General features: G+C 66.2%; 9 protein-coding genes. 8 read left to right on the top strand and 1 reads right to left on the bottom strand.

Features of this window, described 5'->3' with window-relative positions; genetic code table 11:
* The first annotated feature begins 121 nt into the window (after positions 1–121).
* The 6 genes from rplK (at position 122) to rpoC (ending at position 11,221) form a co-directional block, all read left to right on the top strand.
* On the top strand, positions 122–553 hold the full coding sequence (gene rplK, locus JI742_RS00930) for a 50S ribosomal protein L11 (RefSeq protein ID WP_182665110.1): 432 nt from the start codon (positions 122–124) through the stop codon (positions 551–553).
* 1 nt (position 554) lies between these two features.
* Positions 555–1,262 carry a 50S ribosomal protein L1 gene (gene rplA / locus JI742_RS00925; RefSeq protein ID WP_201823103.1) on the top strand — a complete coding sequence of 236 codons (708 nt, stop codon included), beginning with the start codon at positions 555–557 and terminating at the stop codon, positions 1,260–1,262.
* Between the two features lie 289 nt (positions 1,263–1,551).
* Positions 1,552–2,076: a 50S ribosomal protein L10 gene (gene rplJ / locus JI742_RS00920; RefSeq protein ID WP_201823100.1), complete on the top strand. Its 525-nt coding sequence runs from the start codon at positions 1,552–1,554 to the stop codon at positions 2,074–2,076.
* Between the two features lie 60 nt (positions 2,077–2,136).
* On the top strand, positions 2,137–2,517 hold the full coding sequence (rplL, locus tag JI742_RS00915; RefSeq protein WP_182665104.1) for a 50S ribosomal protein L7/L12: 381 nt from the start codon (positions 2,137–2,139) through the stop codon (positions 2,515–2,517).
* Between the two features lie 317 nt (positions 2,518–2,834).
* On the top strand, positions 2,835–6,962 hold the full coding sequence (rpoB, locus tag JI742_RS00910; protein ID WP_201823098.1) for a DNA-directed RNA polymerase subunit beta: 4,128 nt from the start codon (positions 2,835–2,837) through the stop codon (positions 6,960–6,962).
* A gap of 20 nt (positions 6,963–6,982) precedes the next feature.
* Entirely contained in the window at positions 6,983–11,221 is a 4,239-nt protein-coding gene (gene rpoC, locus JI742_RS00905; protein ID WP_201823096.1) for a DNA-directed RNA polymerase subunit beta', read from the top strand.
* A 63-nt stretch (positions 11,222–11,284) separates the two neighbouring features.
* On the opposite strand, the gene JI742_RS00900 is transcribed toward rpoC, so the two are convergent.
* Positions 11,285–11,785 (bottom strand): putative toxin-antitoxin system toxin component, PIN family, encoded by a 501-nt coding sequence (locus tag JI742_RS00900; protein WP_201823095.1) that lies wholly within the window; start codon positions 11,783–11,785, stop codon positions 11,285–11,287.
* A 256-nt stretch (positions 11,786–12,041) separates the two neighbouring features.
* Between JI742_RS00900 and rpsL the strand changes: the two genes are divergently transcribed.
* Both rpsL and rpsG read left to right on the top strand, forming a co-directional pair.
* Entirely contained in the window at positions 12,042–12,419 is a 378-nt protein-coding gene (gene rpsL / locus JI742_RS00895; RefSeq protein ID WP_201823094.1) for a 30S ribosomal protein S12, read from the top strand.
* Between the two features lie 167 nt (positions 12,420–12,586).
* Complete coding sequence (rpsG, locus tag JI742_RS00890; RefSeq protein WP_201823093.1) at positions 12,587–13,057, top strand: 30S ribosomal protein S7; 471 nt, start codon at positions 12,587–12,589, stop codon at positions 13,055–13,057.
* Positions 13,058–13,067 lie beyond the last annotated feature (10 nt).

Below are 13,067 nucleotides of genomic sequence, written 5' to 3'. Positions count from 1 at the left end.
ATGAGGCAACGCCACCCGTTTCAGCCGGCACGAGACGCCGGCACGAGGAGCCTGGGGCAGCCCCCCGGGCGTTTGCACTCAAGCCCCGCCGCAGGCCGCGGACGGGGTCATCGGAGCAAGCATGGCCAAGAAGATTGTCGGCTTCATCAAGCTGCAAATCCCCGCAGGGAAGGCGAATCCTTCGCCCCCGATCGGTCCGGCGCTGGGTCAGCGCGGTCTGAACATCATGGAGTTCTGCAAGGCGTTCAACGCCAAGACCCAGGGCATGGAGCCCGGTCTGGTGTTGCCGGTGGTGATCACCGCCTTCGCCGACAAGAGCTTCACCTTCGTCCTCAAGACGCCGCCGGCCACCGTGCTGCTGAAGAAGGCCGCGAAGATCGAGCGTGGCTCGGCCCGTCCGCACACGGACAAGGTCGCCAAGCTGACGCGCGCGCAGGTCGAGGAAATCGCCAAGACCAAGCAGCCGGACCTGACCGCCGCCGACCTGGATGCGGCCGTTCGCACGATCGCGGGCTCGGCCCGCTCGATGGGCATCATGGTGGAGGGCGTCTGACATGGCCAAGCTGACCAAGAAAGCCAAGGCCCTGCAGGGCAAGGTTGAGAGCACCAAGCTCTATCCGATCGACGAGGCCCTGGCGCTGGTGCAAGCCTGCGCGACCGCCAAGTTCGACGAGTCCATCGACGTGTCGGTGCAGCTCGGCGTCGACGCCAAGAAGTCCGACCAGGTCGTCCGCGGCGCGGTCGTGATGCCCAACGGCACCGGCAAGACCAAGCGCGTCGCCGTCTTCGCCCAGGGCGCCAAGGCCGAGGAAGCCAAGGCCGCTGGCGCCGACATCGTCGGCATGGAAGACCTGGCCGAGCGCGTCAAGGCGGGCGACATGCCCTTCGACGTGGTCATCGCCTCGCCGGACACCATGCGCGTCGTCGGTACCCTGGGCCAGATCCTGGGCCCGCGCGGCCTGATGCCGAACCCGAAGGTCGGCACCGTGACCCCGGACGTTGCCACCGCCGTGCGCAATGCCAAGGCCGGCCAGGTCCAGTTCCGCGTCGACAAGGGCGGCATCATCCACGGCACCATCGGTCGCCGTTCCTTCGACGGCGCCAAGCTCAAGGGCAATCTGCAAGCCCTGCTGGAAGCGCTGAACAAGGCCAAGCCCGCGTCGAGCAAGGGCATCTACCTGCGCAAGGTGGCGGTGTCCTCGACCATGGGCGTGGGCGTGCGCGTCGACGTCGCCTCGATCAACGCCCAGCCGGGCGCCTGATCGGCTGAAACATCCGGCGCCGCGCGGGTCTGGCGGGGCGCCTCAAGGATTGGTGGGCCGGCGGCGCGAGCCGCCGGGCCATCCAAGACCGCTGGCGCGGGACCCCGGTCCCGCTTAATCGTCCGGCCCTCGGGCCGGGCGGCCAGCGCAGATGGCGGTCCCGCCGCAAAGGTTGGCCGCGGGGTGTCGCAAGATGCTCCGGGGTTCCTGAACGGCAAGGTCGCTGCAACCCGGTGTGGGTGGCGTGCGGGCGTCGTTCCGGATCCATCCACGTTTTAAGGAGTGGACCTTGAGTCTCAATCGCAACGAGAAAGCAGCCGTTGTCGAGGAAGTGTCGGCCCAGGCGGCCAAGGCACAGACCTTGGCCGTGGCCGAGTACCGTGGCCTCACCGTCGCTCATCTGGACGCACTGCGCAAGGTCGCGCGGGAAAAGGGTGTCTATCTTCACGTGCTGAAGAACACCCTGGCCCGTCGCGCTGTTGCCGGCACGTCCTTTGAGGTGGCCGAGGCCCAGTTCGTCGGCCCGCTGATCTACGGCTTCTCCGAAGACGCCGTCGCCGCAGCCAAAGTCATCGCCGACTTTGCCAAGACTAACGACAAGCTGGTCATCAAGGGCGGTGCCTTTGGCGGCAAGGTGCTGGACGTCGACGGCGTCAAGGCCCTGGCCAATGTGCCCAGCAAGGAAGTCCTGCTGGCCCAGCTGCTCGGTCTGCTGCAGACCCCGGTCTCTGGCCTGGCCCGCGTGCTGGCCGAGGTGGCCAAGAAGCAAGGTGGCGGCGCCGAAGCGCCGGTCGCCGAAGCGGCTGCTGCCTGAGATCGTCTCTTCTGATTCAACCGTACGAAGACCGTACGACAACCGATTTAGGAACCCCAAATGGCTTTCGACAAAGACGCCTTCCTGGCTGCCCTGGACACCATGACCGTCCTGGAACTCAACGACCTGGTCAAGGCCGTTGAAGAGAAGTTCGGCGTGTCCGCCGCAGCCGTCGCCGTCGCCGGTGGCGGTGCCGCCGGTGGCGCCGCTGCCCCGGCCGCCGAAGAGAAGACCGAGTTCAACGTCGTGCTGCTCGAAGCCGGCGCCAACAAGGTCTCGGTCATCAAGGCCGTGCGCGAGCTGACCGGCCTGGGCCTCAAGGAGGCCAAGGACCTGGTCGACGGCGCGCCCAAGAACGTCAAGGAAGCGATCGCCAAGGCCGACGCCGAAGCCGCCGTCAAGAAGCTGGTGGAAGCCGGCGCCAAGGCCGAGATCAAGTAATCTCGACCCGCACAGGGGGCTGGGTGCCGGTTTCGGCCCCCAGCCTTTTGTGCTTCCAGGGTCGGTGGGCGCCAGCCGGCGTTCACCGGCCCCGGAGAGCAGCTGCAAGGTCCGCATCGCATGCGGGGCGGGCCTTGCAAGTGTTCTCTGAACCGACTGCAGGGAACCGGTTTGGTCGGACTGGGGTGCAAGGCCCCGGTTGTCCGCCAGCGGCAGGTAGTGGCCTGCCACCAAGCAGCAGACGCAAAGTCTGCGCCGCCAGTCGCCGAACGGGTGCCGCCTGGGCCGGGCGGTGTCTCTTCGACACGGAGTGATTCATGGCGCAAGCATCCCCCTACAGCTACACCGAGCGCAAGCGCATCCGCAAGAGCTTCGGCAAACGCGAGAACGTGCTCGGCGTGCCCTACCTGCTCTCGATGCAGAAGGACTCGTACGTCGCCTTCCTTCAGAAGGACGTGCCGCCCCAGAAGCGCAAGCCCGAGGGCCTGCAAGCCGCCTTCCTTTCCGCCTTCCCGATCGTGTCGCACAACGGGTTCGTGGAGATGAAGTTCATCGAATTCAACATGGCCAAGCCCGCCTTCGACACGCGGGAATGCCAGCAGCGGGGCCTGACCTACGCCGCCGCCGTGCGCGCGAAGCTGCAAATGATCATCTACGACCGGGAGGCCTCGACCCACCAGTCGAAGGTGGTCAAGGAGATCAAGGAGCAGGAGGTCTACATGGGCGAAGTGCCCCTGATGACCGACTACGGCTCCTTCATCGTCAACGGCACCGAGCGCGTCATCGTCTCGCAGCTGCACCGCTCGCCGGGCGTCTTCTTCGAGCACGACAAGGGCAAGACCCACAGCTCGGGCAAGCTGCTGTTCAGCGCGCGGATCATTCCCTACCGCGGCTCCTGGCTCGACTTCGAGTTCGATCCGAAGGACATCCTCTACTTCCGCGTCGACCGTCGCCGCAAGATGCCGGTCACGATCCTGCTCAAGGCCATCGGCCTGAACCCCGAGCAGATCCTGGCCAACTTCTTCGTCTTCGACAACTTCCGCCTGATGGACGCGGGCGCGCAGATGGAGTTCGTGCCGGCGCGCCTGAAGGGCGAGATCGCGCGCTTCGACATCACCGACAAGTCGGGTGCGGTGATCGTCGAGAAGGACAAGCGCATCACCGCGCGTCACGTGAAGCAGCTGGAGACCACCGGCACCAGCTTCATCTCGGTGCCGGAGGACTTCCTCGTCGGCCGCGTCGTCGCCAAGAACATGGTCGACCCGGACACCGGCGAGATCCTGGCCAAGGCCAACGACGAGCTGACCGAGACGCTGCTGAAGAAGCTGCGCAGCGCAGGCATCAAGGACCTGCAGTGCCTGTTCACCAATGAGCTGGACCAGGGCGCCTACATCTCGCAGACCCTCGCGTCGGACGAGACCGCCGACGAGCTGGCCGCCCGCGTGGCCATCTACCGCATGATGCGCCCCGGCGAGCCGCCGACCGAGGACGCGGTGCAGGCCCTGTTCAACCGCCTGTTCTACGACGCGGCGACCTACGACCTGTCGCGCGTGGGCCGCATGAAGTTCAATGCCCGCGTCGGCCGCAGCGAGTCGGTCGGCCCGATGACGCTGAGCAACGAGGACATCCTGGCCGTCGTCAAGATCCTGGTCGACCTGCGCAACGGCAAGGGCGAGGTCGATGACATCGACCACCTCGGCAACCGCCGCGTGCGCTGCGTGGGCGAACTGGCCGAGAACCAGTACCGCTCGGGCCTCGCCCGCATCGAGAAGGCCGTCAAGGAACGCCTCGGCCAGGCCGAGACCGAAGCCCTGATGCCGCATGACCTGATCAACTCCAAGCCGATCAGCGCGGCGCTCAAGGAGTTCTTCGGGGCGAGCCAGCTCTCGCAGTTCATGGACCAGACCAACCCGCTGTCCGAGATCACGCACAAGCGGCGCGTCTCGGCCCTGGGCCCGGGCGGCCTGACCCGCGAGCGCGCCGGCTTCGAGGTGCGCGACGTGCACCCGACCCACTACGGCCGCGTCTGCCCGATCGAGACGCCGGAAGGCCCGAACATCGGCCTGATCAACTCGCTGGCGTTGTTCGCGCAGCTCAACGAGTACGGCTTCCTGGAGACGCCCTACCGCCGGGTGGCCGACGGCATCGTCACCGACCAGATCGATTACCTGTCGGCCATCGAGGAAGGCAAGTACGTCATCGCCCAGGCCAATGCCACGCTGGACAAGGACGGCAAGCTCACCGACGAGCTGGTCTCGGCCCGCGAGAAGGGCGACTCGGTGCTGACCCAGCCGGGCCGCATCCAGTACATGGACGTGGCCCCGACGCAGATCGTCTCGGTCGCGGCCTCGCTGGTGCCCTTCCTGGAGCACGACGACGCGAACCGCGCGCTGATGGGCGCCAACATGCAGCGCCAGGCCGTGCCGACGCTGCGCCCCGAGAAGGCCGTGGTCGGCACCGGGGTCGAGCGCGTCGCTGCGGTCGACTCGGGCACCGTGGTCACCGCCCGCCGCGGTGGCGTGGTGGACTATGTCGACACCAACCGCATCGTGATCCGCGTGAACGACGCGGAAACGGTGGCCGGCGAAGTCGGCGTCGACATCTACAACCTGATCAAGTACCAGCGTTCCAACCAGAACACCAACATCCACCAGCGCCCGATCGTCAAGCGCGGCGACAAGGTCGCTACCGGGGATGTGGTGGCCGACGGCGCGTCGACGGACCTGGGCGAACTCGCCCTGGGCCAGAACATGCTGGTCGCCTTCATGCCCTGGAACGGCTACAACTTCGAAGACTCGATCCTCATCAGCGAGCGCGTCGTCGCCGAAGACCGCTACACCTCGATCCACATCGAGGAGTTGGTGGTGATGGCCCGCGACACCAAGCTGGGCAGCGAGGAAATCACCCGCGACATCCCCAACTTGTCGGAGAACCAGCTCGGCCGTCTGGATGAGTCGGGCATCGTCTTCATCGGTGCCGAGGTGGGCCCGGGCGATGTGCTGGTCGGCAAGGTCACGCCCAAGGGCGAGACCACGCTGACGCCGGAAGAGAAGCTGCTGCGCGCGATCTTCGGCGAGAAGGCCAGCGACGTGAAGGACACCTCGCTGCGTGTCGACCAGGGCACCTCGGGCACCGTGATCGACGTGCAGGTCTTCACCCGTGAAGGCATCCAGCGCGACAAGCGCGCCCAGCAGATCATCGACGACGAGCTCAAGCGCTTCCGCCTGGACCTGAACGACCAGCTGCGCATCGTCGAGGCCGATGCCTTCGACCGGATCGAGAAGCTGCTGATCGGCAAGGTGGCCAATGGCGGCCCGCAGAAGCTGGCCAAGGGCACGGTCCTCGGCAAGGACTACCTGTCGAGCGTCGAGAAGTACCACTGGTTCGACATCCGTCCCGCCGAGGACGAGGCGGCCAACCAGCTCGAAAGCATCAAGAACGCGCTGGAGCAGACCCGCCACAGCTTCGACCTCGCGTTTGAAGAGAAGCGCAAGAAGCTGACGCAGGGCGACGAGCTGCCCGCGGGCGTGCTGAAGATGGTCAAGGTCTACCTGGCCGTCAAGCGCCGCCTGCAACCCGGCGACAAGATGGCCGGCCGCCACGGCAACAAGGGCGTCGTGTCCAAGATCACCCCGATCGAGGACATGCCCTACATGGCCGACGGCACCCCCGCCGACATCGTGCTGAACCCGCTGGGCGTGCCCTCGCGGATGAACGTCGGCCAGGTGCTGGAAGTGCATCTGGGCTGGGCCGCCAAGGGCCTGGGCCAGCGCATCGGCGACATGCTGCAACACGAGTCCAAGGCGGCCGAGCTGCGCAAGTTCTTCGACGAGCTCTACAACAAGAGCGGCGGCAAGACGGAGGACCTGGGCCAGCTCAGCGATGCCGAAGTCGTCGAGATGGCGGGCAACCTGAAGAGCGGCGTGCCTTTCGCGACGCCGGTCTTCGATGGCGCGGCGGAAGAGGAGATCCGCGCGATGCTGCACCTCGCCTACCCCGAGGACATTGCGCAGAAGAAGGGCCTCAACGCGACCCGCACCCAGGCCTGGCTGTGCGATGGCCGCACCGGCGAGCAGTTCGAGCGCCCCGTCACCGTCGGCTACATGCATGTGCTGAAGCTGCACCACCTGGTCGACGACAAGATGCACGCCCGCTCGACCGGCCCTTACTCGCTCGTCACCCAGCAGCCGCTGGGCGGCAAGGCGCAGTTCGGCGGCCAGCGCTTCGGTGAAATGGAAGTCTGGGCCCTGGAAGCCTACGGCGCGTCCTACGTGCTGCAGGAAATGCTGACCGTGAAGTCCGATGACGTGAACGGTCGCACCAAGGTCTACGAAAACATCGTCAAGGGCGAGCACGCCATCGACGCCGGCATGCCGGAGTCGTTCAACGTGCTGGTCAAGGAAATCCGTTCGCTCGGTATCGACATCGAGCTCGAGCGCAACTGAGAACGGACAAGGAGCACCCCATGAAAGGTTTGCTGGACCTCTTCAAGCAGTTCACGCCCGACGAGCACTTCGACGCGATCAAGATCGGGCTGGCCTCGCCCGAGAAGATCCGCTCGTGGTCCTTCGGTGAAGTGAAGAAGCCCGAGACGATCAACTACCGCACCTTCAAGCCGGAGCGGGACGGCCTGTTCTGCGCCAAGATCTTCGGCCCGATCAAGGACTACGAGTGCCTGTGCGGCAAGTACAAGCGCCTGAAGCACCGCGGCGTGATCTGCGAGAAATGCGGCGTCGAAGTCACCCAGACCAAGGTCCGCCGCGATCGCATGGGTCACATCGACCTGGCCGCGCCCTGCGCCCACATCTGGTTCCTGAAGTCGCTGCCCTCGCGGCTCGGCCTGGTGCTGGACATGACGCTGCGCGACATCGAGCGCGTGCTGTACTTCGAAGCCTATGTCGTGACCGACCCCGGCATGACCCCGCTGAAGAAGTTCGGGATCATGTCGGAGGACGAGTACGACACCAAGAAGCGCGAGTTCGGTGACGAGTTCATCGCGCAGATGGGTGCCGAGGGCATCAAGAAGCTGCTGGAGGAGATGGATCTCGACGTCGAGATCGACAAGCTCCGCAACGACATGACCGGCAGCGAGCTGAAGGTCAAGAAGAACAGCAAGCGCCTGAAGGTCATGGAGGCCTTCAAGAAGTCCGGCATCAAGCCGAACTGGATGGTGCTGGACGTGCTGCCCGTGCTGCCGCCGGACCTGCGTCCGCTGGTGCCGCTGGACGGCGGCCGCTTCGCGACCTCGGACCTGAACGATCTCTACCGCCGCGTCATCAACCGCAACAACCGCCTGGCGCGGCTGCTGGAGCTGAAGGCGCCGGAGATCATCGTGCGCAACGAGAAGCGCATGCTGCAGGAAGCCGTCGACTCGCTGCTCGACAACGGCCGACGCGGCAAGGCCATGACCGGCGCGAACAAGCGCGCGCTCAAGTCCCTGGCCGACATGATCAAGGGCAAGAGCGGCCGATTCCGGCAGAACCTGCTGGGCAAGCGCGTCGACTACTCGGGCCGTTCGGTCATCGTGGTCGGCCCGACGCTCAAGCTGCACCAGTGCGGCCTGCCCAAGCTGATGGCGCTGGAGCTGTTCAAGCCCTTCATCTTCAGCCGCCTGGAGGCGATGGGCATCGCCACCACGATCAAGGCGGCGAAGAAGGAAGTCGAATCCGGCACGCCGGTGGTCTGGGACATCCTTGAAGAGGTGATCCGCGAGCATCCGGTCATGCTGAATCGGGCGCCGACCCTGCACCGCCTGGGCATCCAGGCCTTCGAGCCGGTGCTGATCGAAGGCAAGGCGATCCAGCTGCATCCGCTGGTCTGCGCGGCCTTCAACGCCGACTTCGACGGCGACCAGATGGCCGTGCACGTGCCGCTGTCGATCGAGGCGCAGATGGAAGCCCGCACGCTGATGCTGGCCTCCAACAACGTGCTGTTCCCGGCCAACGGTGAGCCGTCGATCGTCCCCTCGCAGGACGTGGTGCTGGGCCTGTACTACGCGACTCGCGAGCGCATCAACGGCAAGGGCGAGGGCATGATCTTCGCCGACACCAACGAGGTCCAGCGCGCGCTGGACAACGGCATGGTGGAGATCACGGCCAAGATCAATGTGCGTCTGACGGAATGGAGCAAGGATGCCGACGGCGTCTTCCAGCCCGAGACCAAGCTGGTCGAGACCACGGTCGGCCGTGCGCTGCTGAGCGAGATCCTGCCCAAGGGCCTGCCCTTCGCCAACATCAACAAGGCGCTGAAGAAGAAGGAGATCAGCAAGCTGATCAATGCCTCCTTCCGCAAGTGCGGCCTGAAGGAGACCGTGGTGCTGGCCGACAAGCTGCTGCAAAGCGGCTTCCGCCTGGCCACCCGTGCGGGCATCTCCATCGGCATCGATGACATGCTGGTGCCCAAGGAGAAGCAGGGCCTGATCGAGCGCGCCGAGAAGGAAGTCAAGGAGATCGAGCAGCAGTACGTCTCGGGTCTCGTGACCGCCGGCGAGCGCTACAACAAGGTCGTCGACATCTGGGGCAAGACGGGTGACGAGGTGGGCAAGGTCATGATGGCCCAGCTCGCCAAGCAGAAGGTCATCGACCGTCACGGCAAGGAAGTGGATCAGGAGTCCTTCAACTCCATCTACATGATGGCCGACTCGGGCGCGCGCGGTAGCGCCGCCCAGATCCGCCAGCTTGCCGGCATGCGCGGCCTGATGGCCAAGCCGGACGGCTCGATCATCGAGACGCCGATCACGGCGAACTTCCGCGAAGGCCTGAACGTCCTCCAGTACTTCATCTCTACCCACGGCGCCCGCAAGGGCCTGGCGGACACGGCGCTGAAGACCGCGAACTCCGGCTACCTGACGCGTCGCCTGGTCGACGTGACGCAGGACCTGGTCGTGACCGAGGACGACTGCGGCACCGAGCACGGCATCAACATGCGTGCGCTGGTCGAAGGCGGCGAGGTCATCGAGTCGCTGCGCGACCGCATCCTGGGCCGCGTGACCGCCAACGAGGTGATCCACCCCGAGACCCAGGCCGTGCTGGTGCCCTCCGGCCACATGCTGGACGAGGACACCCTCGACCTGCTGGAGAAGGAAGGCATCGACGAGGTCAAGGTCCGCACGCCGCTGACCTGCGACACGCGCTTCGGCCTGTGCGCCAAGTGCTATGGCCGCGACCTGGGCCGCGGTGGCCTGGTCAACACTGGCGAAGCGGTGGGCGTGATTGCCGCGCAGTCGATCGGCGAGCCCGGCACCCAGCTGACGATGCGGACCTTCCACATCGGCGGCGCGGCTTCGCGCGCGGCGGTGGCGTCCAGCGTCGACGCGAAGAGCGATGGCCTGATCACCTTCAACGCGACCATGCGTTCGGTGGCCAATGGCAAGGGCGAGCTGGTGGTCATCTCGCGTTCCGGCGAGATCGTGATCAGCGACCCCCACGGCCGGGAGCGCGAGCGCCACAAGGTGCCCTATGGCGCGACCCTCAATGTCAAGCTCGACCAGGCCATCAAGGCCGGTACCGTGCTGGCGACCTGGGACCCGCTGACCCGCCCGATCATCACGGAATTCGCCGGTCAGGCGAAGTTCGAGAACGTCGAGGAGGGCGTGACCGTCGCCAAGCAGGTCGACGAAGTCACCGGCCTGTCGACCCTGGTCGTGATCGACCCGAAGCGCCGCGGTGCAGCCAAGGTCGTGCGTCCGCAGGTCAAGCTGCTTGATGCCGAAGGCAAGGAAGTCAAGATCCCCGGCACCGACCACTCGGTGACCATCGGCTTCCAGGTCGGCTCGCTGATCCAGATCCGCGACGGCCAGCAGCTCGCCCCGGGCGAGGTGCTCGCCCGCATCCCGGTCGAAGGCCAGAAGACCCGCGACATCACCGGCGGTCTGCCGCGGGTGGCCGAGCTGTTCGAGGCCCGCACGCCCAAGGACAAGGGCACGCTGGCCGAGATGACCGGCACGGTCTCCTTCGGCAAGGAGACCAAGGGCAAGGTGCGCCTCCAGATCACCGATCCGGAAGGCCGTGTCTTCGAGGAGCTGGTGCCCAAGGAAAAGAACATCCTGGTCCACGAAGGCCAGGTGGTGAACAAGGGCGAGTCCATCGTCGACGGCCCGGCGGATCCGCAGGACATCCTGCGCCTGCTCGGCATCGAGGCCCTGGCCACCTACATCGTCGACGAGGTGCAGGACGTCTACCGCCTGCAGGGCGTGAAGATCAACGACAAGCACATCGAGGTGATCGTTCGCCAGATGCTGCGCCGCGTGCAGATCGTCAACCCGGGCGATTCGTCCTACATCGCCGGCGAGCAGGTCGAGCGTTCGGAGCTGCTCAACACCAACGAGCGCCTGCGGGCCGAGGGCAAGCTGGGTGCCACGCACGCCGACGTGCTGCTGGGCATCACCAAGGCCTCGCTGTCGACCGACTCCTTCATCTCGGCGGCCTCCTTCCAGGAGACCACCCGGGTGCTGACCGAAGCGGCCATCATGGGCAAGCGCGACGAGCTGCGTGGCCTGAAGGAGAACGTGATCGTCGGTCGCCTGATCCCCGCCGGCACCGGTCTCGCCTTCCACCAGGCCCGCAAGGTCAAGGAGGAGATGGACGAGAGCGAGCGCCGCGCGATCGCGATGCAGGAAGCCGAGGAGCAGGCCGCCCTGGCCGGCGCCGAGTTCGACAACGCCGAAGAGCAGCCCCCGCTGCCCAGCGGCAGCGAGCCGAACTGATCCGGACCCCGGCCCCGCAAGGGGTCGGTCCTGGCAGGACAAGGCGGCTTCGGCCGCCTTTTTTCATGGTCGCGCGGCGTCTCGCAGGGCAGGGTGCTGTTGCGGCGGGCCGATCCACAAGCCGAGGGCTGCGGCGCGCTTGCGCAGCACGAGCAGGTCGCGGTCGCGGGTGAGCAGCGCGTCGGCGCCGCAGGCCAGGGCCAGGTCAAGGAAGGCCTGGTCGTCCGGATCGCGGCTGCGCAGGCGCGGCTGCGGCGGCGCCTCGGCGTGCAGCTCGGCCCAGATCGACCAGGCTTGCGCCACGCGCTGTGGGTCGGGCGACCAGCGCTGCAACACGCTGCGCCGCAGCGTGCGCTCACATTCCTGCTGCATCCAGGGGCTGGCGAGCCAGCGCAGGCGGCCTGCGATCAGGGCCTGGACCCAGGGGGCGGCCGCGGGCTCGTCAAAGACCAGCCAGTCCAGCAGCAACTGGGTGTCGATCACGGCCCGCAGCGGTGCCGGGTCGGGAGGGGGGTTGGCTTCGCCTGCCTCTGCGGGCGGGGGATCGTGGGGCAATGGGGTCATGGGCCAGGCGCTTCTTGCAGCAAAGCGTCGCGCAGCCTACAATGGAAAGCTTTTCGGCAGTTTCTGCTTCGCTCTTTGCTGGGCGCTTAGCTGACAGGCCTTGCGTGTTGGTCGGGACCGGACCCGTTCAAGACCGCAAGCGCCACATGCAGCCGCGAGATCGGTGTGGGGCCGGGATCTTCGATCCCGCCATGCGATTCGCGTGCAGGGACCGTCGGGAAGGTTCATGTAACTTCACACGGGAACAAGTTACCCCATGCCGACCATCAACCAGCTCGTGCGCTACGGTCGCGAGACCGAAGTCACGAAATCCAAGTCGCCGGCCATGCAGGCCTGCCCGCAACGTCGCGGTGTCTGCACCCGGGTCTACACCACCACCCCGAAGAAGCCGAACTCGGCGCTGCGGAAGGTCGCCAAGGTGCGCCTGACCAACGGCTTCGAGGTGATCTCCTACATCGGCGGCGAAGGCCACAACCTCCAGGAACACAGCGTCGTGCTGGTTCGTGGCGGCCGGGTCAAGGACCTGCCGGGTGTGCGCTACCACATCGTCCGTGGCTCCCTCGATCTGCAGGGCGTCAAGGACCGGAAGCAGTCCCGCTCGAAGTACGGCGCGAAGCGCCCGAAGAAGGCCTGATCACAGGCCAGGCGCCGCCTTCAACGCGGTGTCATCGCGGGTGCGCATGCTGCGCGCCCAGGGTTGTCGGTTGGGGCGCACGCTGCGCGCCGCCGAGTAAGTGGATGCCCCGGATGGGTGTCCGTGGTCCGGAAGTCCGGGCCGACTGAAGCAATAAAGGAAGAGTCATGCCGCGTCGTCGCGAAGTCCCCAAGCGCGAGATCCTGCCCGATCCGAAGTTCGGCAATGTGGATCTCTCGAAGTTCATGAACGTGGTCATGGAGTCCGGCAAGAAGGCCGTGGCCGAACGGATCATCTACGGTGCCCTCGAGCAAGTCGAGAAGAAGGCCCAGCGTGACCCGCTCGAAGTGTTCCTGACCGCGCTGAACAACGTGAAGCCGATGGTCGAAGTGAAGTCCCGCCGCGTCGGCGGTGCGAACTACCAAGTTCCCGTGGAAGTCCGCCCCGTCCGCCGTGTCGCGCTGGCCATGCGCTGGCTCAAGGATTCGGCCCGCAAGCGCAGCGAGAAGTCGATGGCCCAGCGTCTGGCCAACGAACTGCTGGAGGCCTCGGAAGGCCGCGGCGGCGCCTGCAAGAAGCGCGACGAAGTGCACCGTATGGCCGAAGCCAACAAGGCCTTCTCGCACTTCCGCTTCTAAGCCGACCGAC

The organism is Piscinibacter lacus, from assembly GCF_016735685.1.
Lineage (GTDB): Bacteria > Pseudomonadota > Gammaproteobacteria > Burkholderiales > Burkholderiaceae_C > Aquariibacter > Aquariibacter lacus.
This window is presented reverse-complemented; position numbering and strand designations above follow the sequence as displayed.

What these genes read in the sequence shown, in the direction of transcription:
- rplL (WP_182665104.1), top strand. Translation starts at nt 2,137, where the DNA reads ATGGCTTTCGACAAAGACGCCTTCCTGGCTGCCCTGGACACCATGACC.
- JI742_RS00900 (WP_201823095.1), bottom strand. Translation starts at nt 11,785, where the DNA reads ATGACCCCATTGCCCCACGATCCCCCGCCCGCAGAGGCAGGCGAAGCC.
- rplK (WP_182665110.1), top strand. Translation starts at nt 122, where the DNA reads ATGGCCAAGAAGATTGTCGGCTTCATCAAGCTGCAAATCCCCGCAGGG.
- rplA (WP_201823103.1), top strand. Translation starts at nt 555, where the DNA reads ATGGCCAAGCTGACCAAGAAAGCCAAGGCCCTGCAGGGCAAGGTTGAG.
- rpoB (WP_201823098.1), top strand. Translation starts at nt 2,835, where the DNA reads ATGGCGCAAGCATCCCCCTACAGCTACACCGAGCGCAAGCGCATCCGC.
- rpsG (WP_201823093.1), top strand. Translation starts at nt 12,587, where the DNA reads ATGCCGCGTCGTCGCGAAGTCCCCAAGCGCGAGATCCTGCCCGATCCG.
- rpoC (WP_201823096.1), top strand. Translation starts at nt 6,983, where the DNA reads ATGAAAGGTTTGCTGGACCTCTTCAAGCAGTTCACGCCCGACGAGCAC.
- rpsL (WP_201823094.1), top strand. Translation starts at nt 12,042, where the DNA reads ATGCCGACCATCAACCAGCTCGTGCGCTACGGTCGCGAGACCGAAGTC.